Source organism: Nocardioides sp. Z43_10 (genome assembly GCF_059766615.1).
On the sequence record NZ_JCBAJY010000008.1, the window covers coordinates 83,658 to 104,915 of the forward strand.

Here is a 21,258-nt window from a genome sequence, read left to right on the forward strand (position 1 = left end):
GCAACGCTGTCTCCTGGGCGTAGCGTGTGAGGGCATGGCCATCGCGCGACTTCCCAGCATCGTCATCGACTGTCCCGGTCGTTCCAGAAAGGTGGAGGACTACAGCCCTCCGCGCTGGCCGGAGCAGGAGGCGCCACAGCAGATGCACCTCGACGTCCTCGTCGACGACCTGGACGCCGGTGAGGCCGCCGTGCTGGAACTGGGCGCGACCAGGCACGAGCACCAGCCGGGGGAGTCGTTCCGGGTCTTCCTCGACCCGGCCGGCCACCCGTTCTGCCTCTGCGTCGGGTAGCCGCACCGATCAGGGTCCTGCGCCGCGGCTAGGCGGGCACCCGGGTGTACGCCGCGTCGGGGACCAGCCGCTCGAGGGCCTGGGCGACCTCGGCGGGTGCCTCGAGATGGGGTGAGTGACCGACCCCCGCCAGCAGGCGGACCCGCCAACCTGGCTGGAGCGAGCGCAGCTGGCGCAGCCCCGAGGGCTTGACGACCCGATCCAGGAGCCCGTGCACCACGCAGACCGGGGCCTGCACCTGGGTGAGCGCGTCCCGGTAGCGGCTGCCCTCGGTGACCAGGATCCCGACCGACCGAGCCGCGTGGATGAACGACTCGAGCGGCTCCTCGCCGTTGTCGTAGGCCTCCTGCAGCTCGCTGGCCAGCGTCTCGGCGAGGGCTCCGGCGACCTCCGGGAGCTCCTCGATCGAGGCACAGGTGAGCCGCAGCCGGCTCCACACGTGCTCCTCCAGCGTCTGGCGCGCCCTCCGCCGCTGCAGCGCGATCAGGCCGAGCCGGGGCCACAGGCACAGCGCCACGTGCGGCAGCACCGCCGGGCTGACGAAGCCCACCCCCTGGCGCGGCAGCGGCGGGGCGAGCAGCAGCAGGCCCTCGACGGACTCGGGTGCCGCTGCCGCGGTGAGCAGCGAGACCGCGGCGCCCATCGAGTGGCCGACCAGCGTGACCGGGCCCAGGTCGAGCTGCGCGATCACCTCCTCCAGCACGGCCGCGGCGTGGAGGACCGAGACCGGTCGCCCGGTGGTGGGGGAGCGGCCGTGCCCGGGCAGGTCGACCGCCAGGACCCGGTACGCCGGCAGCGCGTCGGCGAGGGCCCGCCAGCCGGCCGCCGAACCGGCGAGACCGTGCACGCAGAGCACGACCGGCGCCTCGGCCGGCCCGCCGAAGTCGGCGATGTGCACCGGCCCGTCGACGTCGACGAAGAGTGACTCCTGGACAGCACCCACGGCGACCCCCCGGTCTCAGGCAGCAGGCCGTGGGCTCCGCCGGTTGTTGGACTGTGCAGGTACCCCGCTGAGTCCGCCGCAAACCGCCGGATCCGGGGACCGTGGTTCTACGCTGGACATCCGTCCCGGCCCCACCTGTGGAGGTTGCTCGAATGCGTGCACGTGCAGGGGTCTGGGGCGCCGCGGTCGCCGTCGTCGTCCTGCTCGCGGGCTGCACCGCCGACGAGCCGGAGCCGAGCTCACGAGAGGCCGAGACGTCCCCGTCGGCGGTGGACCCGACAGCGGAGCCCGGCGCGAGCACCGGCGCGCCCGCTCCCACGCCCGAGGTCCGGCCCGTCTCGGTGCCGGGGTTGGCCGAGCAGCGGCACCAGGGAGATCGGCTGCGACTGGGCCGGGTGCGTGAGCGCACCGGCGACTACACGTCGTACGACGTGAGCTATCGCAGCCGCTCGACCACGCCGCAGGGCGAGGAGTCCTACACGATCTCGGGGGTGCTGAACGTGCCCACCGGGCCCGGCGAGTTCCCGGCGGTGGTGTTGGCGCACGGCTACATCGACCCGGCCGTCTACGAGCGCGGCCAGGGGATGACCCGCGAGCGTGGCTACCTGGCCTCGCGCGGTTACATCGCCCTGCACGTGGACTACCGCGGGCACGCCGAGTCCGACGACGACCGGCGTTCGCTGGCACGGCTGCGGCTGGGCTACAGCGCCGACGTGATCAACGCGGTCAAGGCGCTGCGCGACTCACCCGAGGTGCCGGTCGACGATGAGCGGGTCGCGCTGTTCGGACGCTCGATGGGCGGCGGGGTGGTGCTGAAGTCGCTGGTCGCCGAGCCGGGGCTGGTGCAGGCCGCCGCGCTGTGGGCCTCGGTCTCCTCGCTCGAGGGGGAGAACTACGAGCAGTTCATCGCCCCGGACCCCGGCGACTCCGCGCGCCGCGCGCAGCTGACCAGCCGCTACGGAACCCCGGCGCAGAACCCACGCGCCTGGCGGGAGAACTCCTCGCGGCCCTACTTCGACCGGATCACCGAGCCGGTGCTGATGGTGCACGGGCGCTACGACGACACCTGCCCGCCGCGCTGGGCCACCGCGACCCAGCGGGCCCTCTCGGCCGCGGGGGTGCGCTCGCAGCTGGAGTGGTACGACGACGGACACGCCTTCGGCCCGGCGTTCCTCGCGGCGATGGATCGGACGGTGCGGTTCCTCGAGAGCCGGATGGGCGCGTCGTGAGGCCCGGGGCGGCTCTCGCCGGGCTCGCCGGGTTCGCGGCCGCGGGGCTGCTGGCGGGCTGCTCGAGCGCCGGGCCCTCCCCGGAGGGGGCACGGGCGGCGCCTTCGTCGTCGGCGCCTACACCGCCTGCCCCAGCCCCGGAGCCGGTGCCGGAGCCGACACCCGAGCCGCGGCGCTCTCTGCTCAGCATCCCGGCGATCGGGCTCGGCTGGACGCCGGTGGTCCGCTATGTCGGCAGCCCGGACGACGGACCGGGCACCCGGATCCAGAACGGCGGGCCGATGGCGTCCCCCCGCGGCCGGCGCGGCGGCGTCGGGCCCGGCGAGGTCGGCAACTTCATCGTCACCGGACACCGCACCTCGCACACGGCGCCGTTCCGCGACCTGCCCGCCGTGGGCGTGGGGGACCGGGTGCGGGTCCGCTCCGGAGAGCACCTCTTCGTCTACCGGATCACCCAGACCCGGTCCACGTCGTTCCGCTCGCCGCGCTCGCTCGCCGCGCAGGCGGCGCCCGTGCCGGGCCGACCCGGCGCCGAGGCGACCCGGGCGATGATCACGCTGTCCACGTGCGCGACCGCCGAGGACCACGCGGTCGGCAACTACTGGTCGGACCGCTTCGACAATCCCGAACACCGCATCGACAAGGTCGGCGTGCTGGTCTCGAGGCGCGACGTCCGCTGAGGCGTGCGGTCAGTCCAGGCAGAACTCGTTGCCCTCGGGATCGGTCATCACCAGATGGCCGGCGCCCATCGGCGGTGCCGGCTCCTCGCGGCGCACCCGGGTCGCGCCCAGCGACACCAGCCGGGAGCACTCGCCCTCCAGCGCGGCCATCCGCTCCTCGCCCTCGAGCCCGGGAGCGGCGCGCACGTCGAGGTGGACGCGGTTCTTGGCGACCTTGTCCTCGGGCACCTGCTGGAAGAACAGCCGGGGGCCGTGCCCGGAGGGATCCTCGATGGCCGAGCGCGTGTTGCGCTGGTCCTCGGGCACGCCGAGCCTGGCCAGGAGCTCCTCCCAGGCGGCCAGCGGGTCGGCGCCCTCGGGGAGGTCGACCCCGGGCGGCCCGGGGTGGACGTAGCCCAGCGTGTCGCGCCAGAAGGTGGAGAGCGCGCGCGGGTCGTGGGCGTCGAAGGTGATCTGGACTTGGCGGCTGGTGGTCATGGTTGGACTGTGGCACCCGTGGCGGACAGCGGCGGTCCGCAATCGATGGCTTCCCTCATGCTTGTGAGGTTGCCGGACCATGGGCGATGAGCCCCGCCGCGCACGAACGCGCCGGCGCCCCGAAGGGTGCCGGCGCGCCAGGTGTGTGGATCAGCGCACGGTGTCGTCGAACGGCTCGCGGCTGCCGGACTTGGCCAGTCCACGGCTGACCATGTAGCCGATGGTCAGCAGCGTGACGTAGAACCAGGCCTCCTGGGCGCCGAAGTCCGAAGCGTCGACGACGGCCGAGGCGATGAGCACGCCCAGCACGGCCAGGACGTAGGCGATCAGCTCGGTCGTCTTGTACGACGACTTGGTCTCGGTGCTGATCCGACGGCTCCGCTGGGGACGGTACGCGTCCGTCGTCGGGCCGCTGGTGTGCTCGTGGAGCTGTTGGTCGGTCATATTCTCGCGTCCTTACTGGGGTTCGTGCCCGCGGCGCGGACGCCTCGAGGAATGAAGCGGTGAGAGCACGAGGCAACGGAAAGGCGCACCGATCGGCGCGCTGGCCCTTGGTGCCCTGTGACCTGGGGGGCATGCCGCCAGCACGGTGTGTCGAGGATCATGTGCTGGGGGCCATCACCTTCCGGGCTGCGCCTCGTTGTCCTGCCTCAGCCTCGTGCCAGGTTCGCCGCGACGAGGAGCATCGTCGCGGCGATGAGCAGCTCGAGCACCTGCCACGCGCGCGGTCGGGCGAGCAGCGGCGCGAGGCCGCGGGCGCCGAAGCCCAGCCCGGTGAACCAGGCGAGGCTGGCCAGCACCGCCCCGAGCGCGAACCACCAGCGCCCGTCGATCGCGCCGCCGGAGGCGCCGCTGTGGGTGGCGGCGATCGACCCGACGAGCAGCACGGTGTCCAGGTAGACGTGCGGGTTGAGCCAGGTGAGGGCGACCGCGCGGCCGACGACGGTCCGGCGGGGCTCGGCGCGGGCCGCGCTGGTGCCGCCGGCGTCCAGCGAGCCGGGGCCCAGGGCGCGACGGATCGAGCCCGCGGCGTACCAGAGCAGGAAGGCGACGCCGAGCCAGCGGAAGACGTCGATGATCCAGCCCGCCCGGTCGACGATCGCGCCGGTGCCGCTGACGCCGGCCACGATCAGGACGGCGTCCGAGAGCGCGCAGACCGCCACCACCGCGGCGATGTGGTGGCGCAGGATGCCCTGGCGCAGGACGTAGGCGTTCTGGGCGCCGATGGCGATGATGAGGGAGCCGCCGGTGAGGAAGCCGGCGATCAGGGAGGGGACCACGCCGTCGACGCTACGGCGACGTCGTACTGAAGGCCAGCGAATCATTTTGCACGTGATGAAGCGATGCTTAACTAGGCTCATGCGCTTCGACCCGCTCCAGCTCGAGACCCTGTTGGTGATCGCGGAGGAAGGCTCGTTCGAGGGCGCCGCGCGCCGGCTGCACCTGACGCCGAGCGCGGTCAGCCAGCGAATCCGGGCGCTGGAGCGGTCGGCGGGACGAGTGGTCGTGCGACGGACCTCGCCGGCGGACGTGACCGGCGCCGGTGCCCCGCTGGTGCGGTTGGCCCGCCAGATGCGCCTGCTCGCGGCCGAGGCGGCCGGGGCGCTGGGCGACGACGAGGTGGTCGAGCTGGCGGTGGCGGTCAACGCGGACTCATTGGCGACCTGGTTCCGCCCGGTGCTCGCCGCGGTGGCCGCCCGGGAAGGAACAGCGCTGAGGCTGCACGTCGAGGACGAGTCGTTCTCGCTGGACCTGCTGCGCCGGGGCGAGGCGCTGGCAGCGGTGACCCTCGAGCCGGATCCGGTGCAGGGCTGCCGGGTCGAGCGGCTGGGCGGGCTGCGCTACTGGGCCGGCGCGACGCGCGAGCTGCTGGAGCGTCACCGCCGGGGGCGAGGCGTGGACTGGTCGTCGATCCCGATGGTGGTGTTCAACGAGAAGGACCAGTTGCAGGACGAGGTGCTCGCGGCGCACCGGGCGACCCGGCCCCGGGTCGTGCATCGGGTGCCGAGCAGCGCCGACTTCCTGGAGGCGGTGCGCTGCGGCCTGGGCTGGGGCATGGTGCCGGACCCGCAGTTCGGGCCCGCCGTCGAGGCAGGTGAGCTGGTCCGGCTGCCCGGTGCGAAACCGGTGACCGTGGTCCTGCACTGGCAGCGCTGGCGCCTGGAGAGCCCGGCGCTGGAGGCGCTGAGCGCTGCGGTGCGCGAGGCGGCCGTCAGGACACTAGCGTGAGCCGCCGCTCGGCCACGCCGATCCGGACGCTCTGTCCCCAGCCGAGGGTCAGCCGATCGGCCTCGATCCCGTCGCCGAACGCGACCAGCCCGTCGGTCTCGACCTCGACGGTGAGCCCGCGGGGGTCGGCTGCGTCCAGCTCGCCCTCGGTGTAGGCGGTGCCGGTGCTCGGCGAGGGCCAGGCCTCCCGGACGAACCACAGCAGCCGCGGTGAGCCGGGCCCCGGCAGCGCGAGGGTGCTGTGCCGCTCCAGCCAGGCCGACCGGCACCAGCCGGTCGACCCGGTGCCGCTCGCCACGATCAGCCCGGAGGACGCCTGGCGCTCGGCCGGGGCGCCGGGAGCAGTGAGCCGGTAGCGCGCCGTCTGGTGGCTGGGGTGGCCCAGGTAGATCTCGTTGAGCGCGAGCAGGCGCTGCCCGTCGTCGGTGCGGGCCTCGACCATCGTGCGCTCCTCGGTCCAGCCCTCGCCGTGCAGCAGGGGAGCGACGGCCCCGGGCGCCGTCGCCACCAGCACGCCGGGGTTGCGGTCCGGCTCGGGGTTGATCCCGATCACCGGCTGCCCGTCGAGGTACTTGGCCACGTTGGCGACCAGGCCGTCCTGGCCGACGACGACCACGATGTCGTCGGGGGCGAAGAGGAACCGGTCGAGGTCGGCGCGCTCGACGCTGCCGCGCCGCCAGTCCACCGGGATCGCCTTGGTCACCGTCTCGATCGCGGCCCGGTCGGCGCGCTGACGGTGCTCGAGCTCGTCGAGGTCGCGTCCGCGACTCTTGAGGAAGAACGCGACCTGGCCGCGCGTCCCGTGCCGGGCGGTGAGCTCGTCGAGCTCGGTGCGCCGGTGGACCAGGACGACGCGGGGCGCCAGGGCGGCCATCACGCCTCCTTCGGGCCGGCGCCCAGGCGGGCCAGGACGGGGGCCAGCAGGTCGGGGGTGAGCACCAGCGACTCGATGTGCGGCAGGTTGGCCGCCAGGTCCTTGACCGCCAGCGCCAGCAGCACCCCTTCCGGCAGGTCGCGGTACGCCGCGAGCCGGGCGGCCTCCGCCTCGCCCTCGGCCACGCCGTTGACGCGGGTCGCCGCGGCGTTGGCCGCGGCCAGGCGCTCGGCGCGCTCGGCCTCGGCGTCGGTGGCGATCGCACCGGCGGCAGCCGCCTCCTGCGCCTTGCGGCGGGCGTTGGTGCCGCGCTGGGCGACGAGCTGCTCCTCGCGGCGGGCCAGCTCGATCTGCGTCTGCAGCTCGTTCTCGCCGATCGCGCGCTCCCTCTCGACCGCGACCGCGCGGCGTTCGAAGGTGGCCTTGTCCGCGTCCTGCTGAACCTGCTCGCGGGTCGGCGTCTGCAGTGCTCGCTCGACCTCGGGCTCGGGCCGGATCGCGACCACGCGCACCCCGATCACCGCGATCCCGGTCTCGGCGAGCCGGCCGTCCTGGTGCAGCCCGCCGGTGATCGCCTGGAGCACCGGGGTGACGCCACCACTGAGCACGGTGGTCAGGTCGACGCCGGCGATGAGGTCGAGGGCGTACTGCTGGGCGGTCTGCGCCAGCAGCCCCGCCACCTGGTCCAGGGGCGTGCTGCGCCACTGACCGGTCTCGGGGTCGATCGAGAAGTCGATCCGGCCGGCGACGACGGTCGGGTCGACGACCCGGAAGGTCACGGTGGCCTGGACGGTGACGTCCTGGAAGTCCGCGGTCCGGGCGTGGAACAGCAGGGGCAGCTCGCGGTCGTCGACCGGAACCTCCGAGAGAACCGCGCTGAGCGGGCGGAACCAGAACGCGGAGCCGACTCCGGCGTGCACGGTGCGGCCGTTGCGCACGTGCTGGACGTAGGTGGTCGGCGTGCCACGCAGGTGGCGAAGGAACGGGTAGCGGGCGATGTCGGCCATGGGGGTCACCTTCGGTCGTGGGTTGTTATCGTCAAGGTGACGATATGCAGCACGGCTCGTTCTCGTCAAGTTGACGCGAAGGAGGTAGGATCGGCCCATGGCCTACGACCCGTCCGACTACCCGGCCCTCGCGGTCACCGTCGACCTGGTGGTGCTGACCATCCGCCAGGACCGCCTCTGCGCGCTCGTCGTACGGCGCGGGGAGGAGCCGTTCCGGGGGCGCTGGGCGCTGCCGGGCGGTTTCGTGAAGCCCGACGAGGACCTCGACACCGCGGCCGCGCGCGAGCTCAGCGAGGAGACCGGCCTGGCGCCCGACGTGGTCCACGTCGAGCAGCTGCGCAGCTACGGCGCACCGGGGCGCGACCCGCGGATGCGGGTGGTCAGCGTCGCCCATCTGGCGCTCGCGCCGGACCTGCCCACGCCCCGCGCAGGCTCCGATGCGGCCGCCGCCCGCTGGCGACCCGTCGAGGAGCTCTCCGACGACCTGGCCTTCGACCACGCCGAGATCCTGCGCGACGGGATCGAGCGGGCCCGCGCCAAGCTCGAGTACTCCGCGCTCGCCACCGCCTTCTGCCCGGCCGAGTTCACCGTGGCCGAGCTGCGCCGGGTCTACGAGATCGTCTGGGGAGCCGAGCTCGACCCTCGCAACTTCCACCGCAAGGCGACCAAGGCGCCCGGGTTCCTGGAGCCCACGGGGGAGAGCACCACCCGGGACGGGGGACGCCCGGCGCTGCTGTATCGCCGGGGTCCCGCCCAGCAGCTCCAGCCGCCGCTGACGCGCCAGGGCAGCCGGTCATGAGTTCGAGCCACCGCACGGGCAGGCGCCGGCCTCACAGCCACCCGCGTCGCTTGAACACCTGGTAGAGGCCGAGCCCCATCAGCAGCATCAGGCCCAGGGCCATCGGATAGCCGTACTGCCACCCCAGCTCCGGCATCGTGGCGAAGTTCATCCCGTAGACGGTGCCGACCAGGGTCGGCGCGAACAGGATGGCAGCCCACGAGGAGATCTTCTTGACCTCCTCGTTCTGCTGCAGGCTCGTCTGCGTGAGCCGCTGGGTCTCCTCGTTCTGGCGCTGGGCCACGAGCGTGGAGTTGACCGTGAGGATGTTCTGCAGCAGGGCCCGGAACCCGTCCGCGCGCTCCACGATGCGGATCGTGTGGTCCTGTACGTCGCGCAGATAGCGCTGCAGCTCGTCATCGACGTGGTACTTCTCGAAGCCGGCGCTCAGGCCGGAGAGGATCGTGAGCAGGGGCTTGGTGGCCCGCTGGAACTCGATGACCTCGCGGAACAGCTCGTAGATGCGCCGCGAGACCTCCGGGTGCCCCTCGAAGACCTGATCCTCGATCTCGTCGATGTCGTTCTCGAGGCCCTCCACGACCGGCACATACTCGTCCACCACCTCGTCGAGGATGGCGTAGAGCACTGCCTCCGGGCCGAGCCGGAGCAGCTGGGGCGAGGCCTCCATCCGGCGACGGACACGTCCCAGGTTGGGCGCCTCGGCGTGCCGGACGGTGACGACGAAGTCGGCGCCGGTGAAGACGTGCAGCTCGCCGAACTCGACCCGCTCGTCGGCCTCGATGTAGCGGGCCGGGCGCAGCACCGTGAACAGCACGTCGCCGTAGCGCTCGAGCTTGGGCCGCTGGTGTGCGGTGATGGTGTCCTCGACCGCGAGGTCGTGGATCTCGAACTCGGCCGCGACCGATCGCATCTCGTCGGCGTCCGGGCGGTAGAGGCCGATCCAACCCACGCCCTTCTGGGTGCGCAGCAGCTCGTAGGTCTCCTCCAGCGAGGGCGGCTCCAGACGGCGGCAGCCGTCCACGTAGACCGCGTTGTCCACTACCGCCATCGATCGATCACCTCGCCGGATCACCTGCACGTCGTCAGCCTGCACGTCGTCAGCGCAGCCGCGTGGAGCCTACGCGCGGCGTCCGCCTCACCGGGGCAGCGTGCCGCGAGCACCTACTCGATCTTGCGCCAGGCTGAGACCCGGGCGTGGCGACACCCGCCCGCGCGTCGGTGTCGGCGTCGCGTGTCAGGCTGCTCCCATGACCCGGGTCTGTCTCTCGCGCCTGTCGGGGGAGCAGGTGCTGGTGGTCGACGGCGACCAGCAGCACCGGGTCGCCGTGGCCGACCTGGCGGCGTACGTGCGCGAGCGCGAGGCCGACGCGCCGCGCTGGGTGTGGGACGACACCGCCCGGTGGTACCCGCCGCTGTTGGCCGCCGGGGTGCGGGTCCAGCGCTGCCACGACCTGCGGCTGGCCCACCACCTGCTGCGCCAGGCCCCGGCGGTGGACGCGCGGCTGCTGGACGGGGAGCAGTCCGAGCGCTGGGACCGGCTCGGCCCGAGCGCGCCGTCCGACCCGGCGCTGTTCTCGATCGACGACACCGCCGAGCACCTGCGCGCCGACCTCGAGGACGCCCGCCAGCGGGCGGCCGTGGCGGCGTCGCGCGAGCCCGGCCGGCTCGCTCTGCTGCTCGCCGCGGAGTCGGCGGGCGCCCTGGTCGCCGCCGAGATGTCGTACGCCGGCGTGCCCTGGCGCGTCGACGTGCACGAGCGCCTGCTCGCCGACCTGCTCGGGCCGCGCCCACCGCGCGGTGCCCGGCCGGCCGGGTTGGAGGCGCTGGCCGAGCAGGTACGACGCGCGCTCGAGGCGCCGGGGCTCAACCCGGACTCGCGGCCCGAGCTGCTGGCGGCGCTGCGCCGGGCCGGCCTGGAGGTCACCGACACCCGCGCCTCCTCGCTGCGTGCGCTCGAGCACCCGGCCATCGCGCCGCTGCTGCGCTACAAGCAGCTGGCGCACCTGTTCTGGACCAACGGCTGGGCCTGGATCGACCAGTGGGTCAGCGGCGGCCGGTTCCGGCCGTCGTACCAGCCGGCCGGCTCCGCCACCGGCCGGTGGTCCTCCAACGGGGGAGGGGCGCTGTCGTTCCCGGTGCAGGTCCGCCCGGCCGCGGTGGCCGACGACGGCTGGACGTTCGTGGTCGCCGACGTCGCCCAGCTCGAGCCGCGGGTGCTCGCGGGGATGAGCGGCGACCGCGCGCTCGCGGGCGCCGCCCGCGGCGCCGACCTCTACCAGGCGATGGTCGACGACGGCGCGGTCGCCAGCCGCAAGCACGCCAAGCTCGGGCTGCTCGGCGCGATGTACGGCGCCACCAGCGGCGAGAGCGGCCGGATGGTCGCCGGGCTCACCCGGCGCTGCCCCGACGCCTTCGGCCTGGTCGAGGAGGCGGCCCGGGCCGGGGAGCGCGGCCAGGAGGTGCGCACGCTGCTGGGCCGCGGGTCGCCGCGCCTGGGCGACGCGTGGGACCAGGGCTCCGGCCGCGACCCGGACCGCGAGGCTCGGATCCGGCGCGCGCACGGCCGGTTCACCCGCAACTTCGTCGTGCAGGGCACCGGTGCGGAGTGGGCGCTGTGCTGGATCGCCGACCTGCGCAACCGGCTGTGGCGCCTCGGCGGGGCCGGCCCGCTGGTGACCCGCCCGCACCTGGTCCTCTTCCTTCACGACGAGGTCGTCGTGCACACCCCGCAGGCGCTGGCCGAGCAGGTCGCGGCGCAGGCGCGCGAGGCGGCTGCGACCGCGGCGGAGCTGCTGTTCCGCGACCTGCCCATCGACTTCCCGCTCAACATCTCGACCGTGCGCTCCTACGCCGAGGCGGGCAAGCCGGGGGTCACGGTCGACGCCTGACTGCCGCGCAGGCCGATTGTGGGGTTGACTCGATGCTCCGAGGCCGGCGCCTGGCCGGCCGCTCAGCGTCCGAGAGCCAGCGAAGAGGAGCACGCCATGCGCCAAGTCGTCATGCACGGACCCGGCGACGTGCGGGTCGAGCAGCGCGAGGACCCCCGGATCGTCGAGCCGACCGACGCGATCATCCGGCTGGCCGCGAGCTGCATCTGCGGCAGCGACCTGTGGCCCTATCGCGGCGCCGAGCCCGTGGACCACCAGCCGATGGGCCACGAGTACGTCGGCGTGGTCGAGGAGGTCGGCTCCCTGGTGGACGAGGTGAAGGTCGGCGACTTCGTCGTCGGCTCCTTCTGGGCCAGCGACAACACCTGCGAGATCTGCCGCGCCGGCTACCAGGCCTACTGCGTGAACCGGGTGCTGATGGGCACGATCGGCACCCAGTCCGAGCTGGCCCGGATCCCGCTTGCGGACGGGACCCTGGTGGCCACCCCGGGGCGGCCCGACCCGGACCTCATCCCCTCGCTGATGGCGGCCTCCGACGTGCTCGGCACCGGCTGGTTCGCCGCCACGGCCGCCGAGGCCGGCCCCGGCAAGACGGTGGCGGTGGTCGGCGACGGCGCGGTCGGACTGCTCGCCGTGCTGGCCGCCAGCCGGCTCGGGGCCGAGCGGGTCATCGCGTTCAGCCGGCATCCGCAGCGTCAGGCGCTGGCGCGCGAGTTCGGGGCCACCGACATCGTCGAGGAGCGCGGCGACGACGGCGCCGCGATGATCAAGGAGCTCACCGGCGGGCTGGGCGCGCACTCGGTCGTCGAGGCGGTCGGCACCCAGGAGTCGATGATGCAGGCCATCGCCTCCACGCGTCCCGGCGGGCACGTCGGCTTCGTCGGCGTGTCCCACGGCGTGGCGCTGCCCGGCGACACGCTCTTCATGGCCGGCGTGCACCTGCACGGTGGGCCGGCGCCGGTGCGCCGGTTCCTGCCCGAGCTGGTCGAGCTGATCTGGGACCGCGAGATCGACCCCGGCCGGGTCTTCGACCTCACGCTTCCCCTCGACCGGGCGGCCGAGGGCTACCGGGCGATGGATCAGCGCACCGCCACCAAGGTGCTGCTCACCGTCTGACGCAGGCCCGCCACGGTGTGTACGTTCGTGCCCATGAGCGCATCGACGCAACCCGACGCCCGCACCATGCGCGAGCGGATGCTCGCCGGCGACCTGTACCTCGCCGACGACCCGGAGATCGCCGAGGAGAGCGCCACGGCACTCGACCTGATCGCGGCGTACAACGCGACCACCGCCCGCCAGGCGCCGCTGCGCCGCGCGCTGCTCACCGAGCTGCTGGGCTCGGTGGGAGAGGACGTCGAGGTGCGCCCGCCGTTCTACGTCGACTACGGATCGCGGATCAGCATCGGGGCCCGCACGTTCGCGAACTTCGGGCTGGTGGCCCTCGACGTCGCCCCCATCACCATCGGCGAGGACGTCCAGATCGGCCCCAACGTCCAGCTGCTGACGCCGACCCATCCGGTCGAGGCCGGGCCTCGCCGGGACAAGTGGGAGGCCGCGAAGCCGATCGTGATCGGCGACAACGTCTGGCTGGGTGGGGGCGCGATCGTGCTGCCCGGCGTGAGCATCGGGGAGAACACCGTGGTCGGCGCCGGGGCGGTCGTGACCCGGGACCTGCCGGCCAACGTGGTGGCCGTGGGCAACCCGGCACGGGTGGTGCGCACCCTGGAGGAGGCTGCGGCGACCGAGGCGTGAGCGGGGCGGCCGCGCGGGCGGTGTGAGAGGCTGGGAATCGAGCCCCGAAGCGGCTCACCGGACGAGGGAGCCGTACCCGGAACGCGACAAGACGGCCTCGAGGAGTTCGTCATGGCCTGGCTCGTCCTGGTTCTCTCGGGTGTCCTGGAAGCGGTCTGGGCGGTCGCCCTGGGCAGGTCCGAAGGCTTCTCGCGGCTGGTGCCCTCGGTGGTGTTCGCCGTCGCCCTGACGCTGAGCATGGGCGGGTTGGCGTTCGCGATGCGCACGCTGCCGGTGGGCACGTCGTACGCCGTCTGGGTGGGCGTGGGCGCGAGCCTCACCGTGGCCTACGGCATGGCGGTCGGCGAGGAAGCGGTCAGCGGCGTGAAGATCCTCCTCATGCTCGGGCTGGTCGGCTGCGTGATCGGGCTCAAGGCCGTTCACTGAGAGCCGGTGTGAGCCGGTGAGGCAGTCGTGGTCGCGAACGCGTCCACGACGACTTCGCCGATTCCCCCATCCGATCTCGGCCCGGTGTCGAACTCTCCTCGACAAGGGAAACGCAGGCAGCCGCGCACCGGCCCGCCCGCGTCGGGTACATCACCGGAGGGAAAGCACCATGAACCAGCGTCACAGCGTCAAGCTCGGCCTCGTCGGCATCGTCACCGCCGCCCTGGCCGGAACCACGATGGCCACCGCCCCCGCGCAGGCCGCGGACGAGCCGGCACGCAAGGCCGGCAACCGCAGCCTGGCCACGGTGCTCGCGGCCGACAGTGGGTTCGACCGCAACTGGCAGGACTTCGACATCGTCGAGAAGGCGGTGCTCACCGTCCTCGAGGCCAAGCCCGACAGCGCGGTCAAGGTGCTCACCCAGGGCCGGACCCGGGTGACGGCGTTCATCCCGAGCGACCGTGCCTTCCGGCGCCTGGCCCACGACCTGACCGGAGAGGCGCCGAACACCGAGCGGGCCACCTTCCGGGCGATCGCCCAGGCCGCGGACGTCGACACCCTCGAGGCCGTGCTGCTCTACCACGTGGTGCCGGGCAAGACCCTGGACTCGCGCCGGGTCGTGGCCCTGGACGACAAGTCGGTGACCACCGCGCTCGGCTCGAAGGTCGAGGTGAGGGTCTACGGATCGCAGGTGTTCCTGGCCGACCGGGACCGCGACGACCGCAACCCGCGGGTCTTCGCCCTCGACATCAACAAGGGCAACAAGCAGATCGCCCACGGCATCAACCGCGTGCTGCGTCCGATCAACCTCTGAGCTCGTCTGCACCAGACGACGGCCGGCCCGGATCACCGGGCCGGCCGTCGCCGCAGGTCTCGAGTCCCAGGCGCCCGGGGCGCCTCGTGTCCAGGGACGACTCGAGCACCGCCGCCGTTCGCGCACCCCGAAGACAGGTCCGCCTGAGAGCGGGTCGCTCCCGCGTGGACCGCGCACCGGCCGAGCGCGCGACCCTTGCCGGGGATGGAAACTGGTGCGACGCTTCTTGAGCGGGAGGTGCAGAGCGGTGTGGGAGCAGGTCCCACACCACTGCTTTCGGGAGGTGCACGTCCGTGAACTCGATCCTGAAGATCTGGCCGGCCAGGGCGCTTCGCGTGGCCGTCGTGTTGACCCTGACCAGCGTGCTTCTCGCCGTGGGCCTGCCGGCGCAGGCCGAGCCCATCCTCGGTGGGGGGACCGAGGCCCGCTCCGCCTTCACCGAGCTGCAGGTCCTCCCCATCACCGGGGCGCTGGGCCAGAGCGGCGTCAGCGCCTTCGATGCCCCGGCCGGCTTCAACCCGCTCAACGGATACCCCGAGACGGTGCCCGCCGGATCGACGCCCAACGAGATCTCCTACATGGGGCTCATCGAGGCGCAGGACGACGCGGGGGGCATCGCCCAGACCTACTGCATCGACCTGTTCACCTCCACTCAGAGCGGCGTCAACTACGAGCGCGGCGACTGGACCGAGGCCAACGTGCCCAACCTCGGCTACGTCAGCTACATCCTGGAGAACTACCACCCGACCCAGCCGCTGCCCGCGGGGGTCCCCGACAACGTCAAGTCCGCGGCGGTGCAGGCCGCGATCTGGTTCTTCAGCGACAACCTGGTGCTCGACCCCGCCGAGGAGTCGCAGCTGTTCGGGCTCACCTCGGCGATCGTGGCCGACGCCCTTGCGAACGGGCCGGCGACGGAGCCGACGCCGCCGGCGCTGAGCATCACGCCGGAGTCCGCGTCGGCGCCCGCGACCGGTGAGCTGGTGGGCCCGTTCACGGTCACCGCCGATGGGCCCTCGACGTTGCGCCTCGAAGGGGTGGAGGTCTTCAGCGACGCCGCGGGCACCCAGCAGCTGGTGGCGGGGGACACGGTCCCGGCCGGCGCCCGGCTCTGGGTCCGCACGGTCAGCTCGGCGACTCCACAGGGCTTCGCCCTGGAACGCGAGCTGTCGGTCCCGGAGAGCACCGTCTACCTCTACGACGGCAGCGATCCCGATCGGGAGAGCGCCCAGAAGCTGATCCTCGCGCGGACGACCACGCTCGAGGTCGTCGCTGGGGTGCGGATCACGCCGTACGCCGCCGGAGGCATCGACGTCATCAAGACGATCAGCGGTGCGGGCGCCGGGCTGCAGGACCCGGTGGTCATCCGCGTCGTGTGCACCCCGGCCGACGGGGGCACGCCGGTCGAGCGCCGGGTCCGGATCCCGGCCGGCACGGGGGCAGGTTCCCAGACCGTCGCGGTCACCGGGTTGCCTGCCGGGGCCACCTGCACGATCACCGAGCCGCAGAACGGTGACAACCCTCGGGTCAACCTCACCGCGACCTCCATCGCGCCGGGGAGTGTGACGATCGCCGAGAACGCGGTCACCCCGGTGACGGTCACCAACGCCTACGAGGCGCAGCCGAGCGCCCAGAGCCGCACCTCCGCCAAGCGGGTCCGGCCCGGGCAGCCGTTCTACGACCGGGTCCGCCTCACCGGGCTCGCGCGGGGGACGACGGTGCCGGCCACGGCCCGCCTCTACGGTCCCTACGCGTCCCGCGCGGCGGCGACCTGCCGGGCGGCGAGCCTGGCGCGCACGGTGACCTGGCGTGCGGGTGCGGGGTGGAGCCGGACGCGGGCGGTGCGGGTGCGCGCGCCGGGTGTCTACACCTGGCAGGTGAGCACGCAGCGGACCACGGCGAACGGTGCCGCGACGACGCGGTGCGGGCTCGCCGCGGAGACCACGACGGTGGCCAAGGCGCCCTACGCGGCTCCGGTGATCAACGGCGGGTTCTCCGGCACTCTGCCGCGCTCGGGCTCCGGGTCCGCGCGGGTGGCGCCCACGACCGTCCGGGGCCCGGGGATGGGGCTTGACGCGACGGTCGTGCCCACCACGATCAGGCGTGGACAGATGCGCCTGCCTACGAACGTGGCGGTCACCAGCTGGCTGCGCCGTTCGGCCGGGTTCGGGGACCGGATCGGCGCCGCGGTGGTGGCCGGTCACGTCTCGGACCGCGGCGACCGGCCGGGTGCGATGTGGGGCCTGAGCCGCGCCAAGAAGGGGCAGGTCGTGACCGTGGCCCAGGGTGGCACGACCTACCGGTACAAGGTGAGCAGCACCGTGCGGTTCGACCGGACGCGGCGTCTGCCGCAGCGGTTCTTCGCCACGACCGGCGCGCATCGGCTGGTGCTGGTCAGCTGCACAGGCCGGGTGGTGTACGGCAACGGGCGCTTCCACTACACCAAGTACCAGGTGGTCGTCGCCAAGCGGGTCGGCCGGTAGAGCCGGAGCACCTGGCGGCGCGACATCCGGTGGTCGCCCACCGGATGATCGGCCGCCGGGTCCCCGGGCCGGCCGTGAACCTTGCCGGGGCCGGAGACTGGTGCGACGCTTCTTGAGCGGGAGGTTGCAGAGCGGCTCGGGACCGGGTCTTGCTCCGACTGCTTTCGGGAGGTGCACGTCCGTGAACTCGATCCTGACGAACTGGCCGGCGAAGGCGCTCCGCGTTGCCGTCGTGCTGACCCTGACCAGCGTGCTCCTGGTGGTGGGACGCTCGGCGCAGGCCGACCCGATCATCGGGGGGAGCGAGCCCCCGCCGGCGCGCTCGGCCTTCACCGAACTGCAGATTCTGCCCATCACCGGGGCGCAGGGCGTGATCGGCACCAGGAGCTACTTTGCCCCGGCCAGCTTCGACCCGCTCGGCGGGTACCCGGAGACGCTGCCGCCCGGATCGACGCCCAGGACGCAGGGCTCCTACCTCGGGCTCATCCCCACGCGCGACGCCCAGGGGGTCACGGCCCTGACCTACTGCATCGACGCGTTCACCTCCACCCAGGCCGGCGTCACCTACGAGCGTGGCGAGTGGACCGAGGCCAACGTGCCCAACCTCGGCTACATGGCCTACCTCCTGGCGAACTACTACCCGTCCCAGCCGCTGCCCGCGGGCGTCCCCGACAACGTCAAGTCTGCCGCGGTGCAGGCCGCGATCTGGTACTTCAGTGACAACCTGGTGCTCGACCCCACCCAGGAGCCGCAGTTGTACGCGCTCACCTCGGCCATCGTCAACGACGCCCTCGCGAACGGTCCGGTGGCCGAGCCCGCAGCGCCGGCGCTGACCGTCACGCCGGCGTCCGCGTCGGCTCCGTTGACCGGTGAGCTGGTCGGTCCGTTCACGGTCACCGCTGACGGTCCCTCGACGCTGAGCCTCGAAGGGGTGGAGGTCTTCAGCGACGCCGCGGGCACCCAGCCGCTGGCGTCGGGAGCCACGGTTCCCGCCGGTGCGCGGCTCTGGGTCCGTGCGGTCACCAGCACCGAAACGCCACAGGGTTTCGCCCTGGAGCGCGAGCTGACCGTCCAGGAGGGCACCGTCTACGTCTATGACGGCAGCATTCCTGGTCGGGCGACCGCCCAGAGTCTGATCCTCGCACGGTCGGAGAGCATCGAGGTCGTCGCCGGGGTGCGGATCACGCCGTACGCCGCCGGCGGGATCGACGTGATCAAGACGATCAGTGGTGCGGGTGCCGGGCTGCAGGACCCGGTGGTGATCCGCGTCGTGTGTACCCCGGCCGACGGGGGTACGCCGGTCGAGCGCCGGGTGAGGATCCCGGCCGGCACGGGTGCGGGCTCCCGGACCATCCCGGTGACCGGGTTGCCTGCCGGGGCCACCTGCACGATCACCGAGCCGCAGAACGGCGACAACTCTCGGGTCAACCTCACCGCGACCTCGATATCGCCGGGGAGTGTGGAGATCGTCGAGAACGCGGTCACGCCGGTCACGGTCACCAACGCCTACGAGACCCAGTCGACCGTGAACGTGCAGAGCCGGACCTCGGCCAAGCGGGTCAGGCCCGGGCAGGCGTTCTACGACCGGGTCCGCCTGACCGGGCTCGCGCGGGGGACGACGGTGCCGGCCACGGCCCGCCTCTACGGCCCCTACCCCTCCCGGGCCGCGGCGACCTGCCGGCCGGGGGACCTGGCGCGCACGGTGACCTGGCGTGCGGGTGCGGGGTGGAGCCGGACGCGGGCGGTGCGGGTGCGCGCGCCGGGTGTCTACACCTGGCAGGTGAGCACGCAGCGGACCACGGCGAACGGTGCCGCGACGACGCGGTGCGGGCTCGCCGCGGAGACGACGACGGTGGCCAAGGCGCCCTACGCGGCTCCGGTGATCAACGGCGGGTTCTCCGGCACTCTGCCGCGCTCGGGCTCCGGGTCCGCGCGGGTGGCGCCCACGACCGTCCGGGGCCCGGGGATGGGGCTTGACGCGACGGTCGTGCCCACCACGATCAGGCGTGGACAGATGCGCCTGCCTACGAACGTGGCTGTCACCAGCTGGCTGCGCCGTTCGGCCGGGTTCGGGGACCGGATCGGCGCCGCGGTGGTGGCCGGTCACGTCTCGGACCGCAGCGACCGGCCGGGTGCGATGTGGGGCCTGAGCCGCGCCAAGAAGGGGCAGGTCGTGACCGTGGCCAAGGGCGGCAAGACCTACCGGTACAAGGTGAGCAGCACCGCGCGGTTCGACCGGACGCGGCGTCTGCCGCAGCGGTTCTTCGCCACGACCGGCGCGCACCGGCTGGTGCTGATCAGCTGCACCGGGCGGGTGGTCTACGGCAACGGGCGCTTCCACTACACCAAGTACCAGGTGGTCATCGCCAAGCGAGTCGGCGGGCAGAGCTGATAAGTCGCCCTGGCTCCTCTGGCTGGTGCTCGTCGTAGCTCTTGGGGTGGCTGGTGCTCACGCAGTCTGGAGCGGAGTACAGCAGCGACCCCGGTAAAAGCCGACAGTGACGACGACGGCTTGGACGACGGATATGAGGATGCCAACGCCCACAGCAAGGGCCGCGCGGATAGCGGGCTGGGCGGCGTGGTCGGGCGGAGCGCAGTCTTGACCTAGGGCTAGCAGCCAAACATGGCGCGGGCCGCGTCCAGGCCCTCGACTGACACGCTCACTCGCTCAATGCCTGCCCACCGCTCGGCCGTCAGTCGTAGTCGGTCGGAGACGAGCACCTCTCCGTCGCGCGGGTCGCGGGAAACGCCATCGTGCTGGTAGCCAAGTCGACGTGAGACGCCCTGCGACGCGTGGTTGTCCTGAAACACCTCAGTAACGGCGTCGGTTGCCCCGAGATGGTCAAACGCCAGGCTCAGCAGCGCCGTCCGGGCCTCGGTGCCATAGCCCTGACCCTGGTGTTCTAGGCCGAGCCACGAGGAAGTCCCGACCTCACGCGTGACGGCGAAGTCGCGAGCCCGCAAGGTGACCGAGCCAATCGGCCCCCCGCCTTTGGTCGGAAATACGCCGAGGCTCAGGTACCAGTTGGCGCTGTCCCACTCGGCCAGGCATCCCCAGTAGTTCCGAAGCACGTACTCCGCCCGGTCTTGGGGTGTGCCCTCAGTCCAAGGCGTGAGGAACGGACGTTCGCCGTCACGGTGCACTCCGCGCGCGGCCAACTCAGCAAGCGCGGACAGTTCGTCACTGTCGGGGATGCGGAGGGTCAGGCGTGGGGTTCCGAGGCGGAGTTTCAGCGTCGGCCAGAGGTCAGAAAGCACCCTGAACCCTGGCACGCACTCGCTCCCGCTCACCACCCGGTTTCCAGGTCGAAAGGTGGCAGGCGTCGTTGCCCGGCTCTCGGCAGGGATTCCTTTGCATGGCTCGCCGGCAACCTTGCCTCCAGCGGCTCCAGGTCCGTCCCGGTCATCGGATGGCCCTTGACCATCCACCTCCCGGCCTGATCATGGTCTCCGCAGGGCGGGGATGTAGGTCGCGATCACCAGCAGGACCCAGGTCGTGAGGATGTAGGGCCAGGTGTAGTGCGGGTCGCCGTAGAGGTCAGTCATCGCCAGGGTCGTCACCGCGGTGATCGCGGCTCCCACCGCGGCGTAGACCCAGGCGGCTGCCGTGCCGACGAGGAACACGGCGGCCAGCGCGATCGCGGTCAGCACACCGGAATAGCCGGAGAGCCCCTCGTTGATGGTCTCGGAGGTCTCGCCGAGCGCCCAGGCGCTCACCGTCCCGATCGCGCTGCCCATCGCCGCTGCCAGACCGACCTTCCACGACGCGATGAACAACCCGATCAGGATCAGCGCGCCCGACCAGACGCTGTTGACCAGCACCACCTCGGAGACGTTGGTCAGCAGCGAGCGCAACATCGACTCGCCCGTGCCGTCGCTGACATGGTGCGGGGTCGAGCGCACGTGCAGGCTCGTGGTGCAGGCGTAGATGATCCCCGCGACCGTGCAGAACGGCGCGGTCGTCGAGGGGAGCGCGAAGCGGGCGAGCGCCGGGGTGGCGAACAGCCATCCGAAGAACCAGGTCACCGGGGCGCAGGCCACGCCGCCGAGGACGGTCACCACGTAGGCCCAGCCCTGGTCGCCCAGCGCGGTGAACGCCGCGGCGCCGATGAGTGCGCCGTTGAAGCCCTGGAAGCCGATGGAGAAGTGATCGCGGTCGACCCGCAGCAGCCAACCGGCGAGCGTCGAGGCGACCGCCCCGATCACCACCAGCACGAACATCTGCCAGTCGGCCACCAGGAACGCGGCGAGGATGAGGAGCCCCGTCCAGACGTTGTTCTGGAAGAAGATCTGCGAGACGCCGCGCGGTACCAGGGACACCGCCTCGACCCAGCTCGTGGTGGGCTGCTGCGATTGCGAGGTGCTCAT

Annotated in this window: 21 protein-coding genes and 1 riboswitch; of the genes, 12 read left to right on the top strand and 9 right to left on the bottom strand. The window is 72.6% G+C overall.

All coding sequences use genetic code 11. The features are described from left to right. Positions 1-34: 34 nt before the first annotated feature. On the top strand, positions 35-292 hold the full coding sequence (locus tag AC6EI4_RS15300) for a VOC family protein (RefSeq protein WP_498451983.1): 258 nt from the start codon (positions 35-37) through the stop codon (positions 290-292). Between the two features lie 28 nt (positions 293-320). Here AC6EI4_RS15300 and AC6EI4_RS15305 read toward each other — a convergent pair whose 3' ends face one another. Continuing rightward, a complete protein-coding gene (locus AC6EI4_RS15305; protein WP_498451984.1) occupies positions 321-1,235 on the bottom strand; it encodes an alpha/beta fold hydrolase in 915 nt (304 codons plus the stop codon). Positions 1,236-1,387: 152 nt separating this feature from the next. Between AC6EI4_RS15305 and AC6EI4_RS15310 the strand changes: the two genes are divergently transcribed. Further along, positions 1,388-2,464 (top strand): alpha/beta hydrolase family protein, encoded by a 1,077-nt coding sequence (locus tag AC6EI4_RS15310; protein WP_498451985.1) that lies wholly within the window; start codon positions 1,388-1,390, stop codon positions 2,462-2,464. Between the two features lie 146 nt (positions 2,465-2,610). Then, a complete protein-coding gene (locus AC6EI4_RS15315; protein ID WP_498451986.1) occupies positions 2,611-3,144 on the top strand; it encodes a class E sortase in 534 nt (177 codons plus the stop codon). Between the two features lie 9 nt (positions 3,145-3,153). Here AC6EI4_RS15315 and AC6EI4_RS15320 read toward each other — a convergent pair whose 3' ends face one another. The 3 genes from AC6EI4_RS15320 to AC6EI4_RS15330 form a co-directional block, all read right to left on the bottom strand. Further along, positions 3,154-3,621, bottom strand: a complete 468-nt coding sequence (locus AC6EI4_RS15320; protein WP_498424629.1) for a VOC family protein — start codon at positions 3,619-3,621, stop codon at positions 3,154-3,156. Between the two features lie 150 nt (positions 3,622-3,771). After that, on the bottom strand, positions 3,772-4,065 hold the full coding sequence (locus AC6EI4_RS15325) for a hypothetical protein (protein ID WP_498424631.1): 294 nt from the start codon (positions 4,063-4,065) through the stop codon (positions 3,772-3,774). Between the two features lie 206 nt (positions 4,066-4,271). Beyond that, a complete protein-coding gene (locus AC6EI4_RS15330; protein ID WP_498451987.1) occupies positions 4,272-4,901 on the bottom strand; it encodes a LysE/ArgO family amino acid transporter in 630 nt (209 codons plus the stop codon). A gap of 79 nt (positions 4,902-4,980) precedes the next feature. On the opposite strand from AC6EI4_RS15330, the gene AC6EI4_RS15335 reads away from it, so the two are divergent. Further along, a complete protein-coding gene (locus tag AC6EI4_RS15335) occupies positions 4,981-5,850 on the top strand; it encodes a LysR family transcriptional regulator ArgP (protein ID WP_498451988.1) in 870 nt (289 codons plus the stop codon). Here AC6EI4_RS15335 and AC6EI4_RS15340 read toward each other — a convergent pair. After that, the gene (locus AC6EI4_RS15340; RefSeq protein ID WP_498451989.1) at positions 5,834-6,724 is read right to left on the bottom strand and encodes an NAD(+)/NADH kinase; all 891 of its coding nucleotides are present in this window, start codon (positions 6,722-6,724) and stop codon (positions 5,834-5,836) included. The two genes, AC6EI4_RS15335 and AC6EI4_RS15340, sit on opposite strands and share 17 nt — an antisense overlap. Next, on the bottom strand, positions 6,724-7,731 hold the full coding sequence (locus tag AC6EI4_RS15345; protein WP_498424637.1) for an SPFH domain-containing protein: 1,008 nt from the start codon (positions 7,729-7,731) through the stop codon (positions 6,724-6,726). Before AC6EI4_RS15345 ends, AC6EI4_RS15340 begins: the two co-directional genes overlap by 1 nt. Positions 7,732-7,828: 97 nt before the next feature. Here AC6EI4_RS15345 and AC6EI4_RS15350 point away from each other — a divergent pair, with 97 nt between their 5' ends. Next, the gene (locus AC6EI4_RS15350; RefSeq protein ID WP_498424638.1) at positions 7,829-8,530 is read left to right on the top strand and encodes an NUDIX hydrolase; all 702 of its coding nucleotides are present in this window, start codon (positions 7,829-7,831) and stop codon (positions 8,528-8,530) included. Between the two features lie 31 nt (positions 8,531-8,561). Here AC6EI4_RS15350 and AC6EI4_RS15355 read toward each other — a convergent pair whose 3' ends face one another. Further along, the gene (locus AC6EI4_RS15355; RefSeq protein ID WP_498424639.1) at positions 8,562-9,578 is read right to left on the bottom strand and encodes a magnesium and cobalt transport protein CorA; all 1,017 of its coding nucleotides are present in this window, start codon (positions 9,576-9,578) and stop codon (positions 8,562-8,564) included. 199 nt (positions 9,579-9,777) lie between these two features. Between AC6EI4_RS15355 and AC6EI4_RS15360 the strand changes: the two genes are divergently transcribed. The 7 genes from AC6EI4_RS15360 to AC6EI4_RS15390 all read left to right on the top strand — a co-directional run bounded on the left by AC6EI4_RS15360 (position 9,778) and on the right by AC6EI4_RS15390 (position 19,282). Beyond that, positions 9,778-11,418, top strand: a complete 1,641-nt coding sequence (locus AC6EI4_RS15360; RefSeq protein ID WP_498451990.1) for a bifunctional 3'-5' exonuclease/DNA polymerase — start codon at positions 9,778-9,780, stop codon at positions 11,416-11,418. A 96-nt stretch (positions 11,419-11,514) separates the two neighbouring features. Next, positions 11,515-12,534: a zinc-dependent alcohol dehydrogenase family protein gene (locus AC6EI4_RS15365; protein WP_498424641.1), complete on the top strand. Its 1,020-nt coding sequence runs from the start codon at positions 11,515-11,517 to the stop codon at positions 12,532-12,534. Positions 12,535-12,567: 33 nt separating this feature from the next. Continuing rightward, the gene (locus AC6EI4_RS15370; protein ID WP_498424643.1) at positions 12,568-13,170 is read left to right on the top strand and encodes a sugar O-acetyltransferase; all 603 of its coding nucleotides are present in this window, start codon (positions 12,568-12,570) and stop codon (positions 13,168-13,170) included. 36 nt (positions 13,171-13,206) lie between these two features. After that, positions 13,207-13,271: riboswitch (guanidine-III (ykkC-III) riboswitch) on the top strand. Between the two features lie 10 nt (positions 13,272-13,281). Then, positions 13,282-13,596, top strand: a complete 315-nt coding sequence (locus tag AC6EI4_RS15375; protein ID WP_498451991.1) for a DMT family transporter — start codon at positions 13,282-13,284, stop codon at positions 13,594-13,596. A 169-nt stretch (positions 13,597-13,765) separates the two neighbouring features. Next, positions 13,766-14,410, top strand: coding sequence for a fasciclin domain-containing protein (locus tag AC6EI4_RS15380; RefSeq protein ID WP_498424646.1), 645 nt, complete (start codon positions 13,766-13,768; stop codon positions 14,408-14,410). Positions 14,411-14,703: 293 nt separating this feature from the next. After that, positions 14,704-16,890, top strand: a complete 2,187-nt coding sequence (locus AC6EI4_RS15385; protein WP_498451992.1) for a DUF5979 domain-containing protein — start codon at positions 14,704-14,706, stop codon at positions 16,888-16,890. Between the two features lie 181 nt (positions 16,891-17,071). Continuing rightward, positions 17,072-19,282: a DUF5979 domain-containing protein gene (locus AC6EI4_RS15390; RefSeq protein ID WP_498451993.1), complete on the top strand. Its 2,211-nt coding sequence runs from the start codon at positions 17,072-17,074 to the stop codon at positions 19,280-19,282. A gap of 218 nt (positions 19,283-19,500) precedes the next feature. Here the strand turns inward: AC6EI4_RS15390 and AC6EI4_RS15395 are convergent, their stop codons facing one another. After that, positions 19,501-20,148, bottom strand: coding sequence for a GNAT family N-acetyltransferase (locus AC6EI4_RS15395; RefSeq protein WP_498451994.1), 648 nt, complete (start codon positions 20,146-20,148; stop codon positions 19,501-19,503). A 183-nt stretch (positions 20,149-20,331) separates the two neighbouring features. Further along, positions 20,332-21,258 carry an urea transporter gene (locus tag AC6EI4_RS15400; RefSeq protein WP_498423799.1) on the bottom strand — a complete coding sequence of 309 codons (927 nt, stop codon included), beginning with the start codon at positions 21,256-21,258 and terminating at the stop codon, positions 20,332-20,334.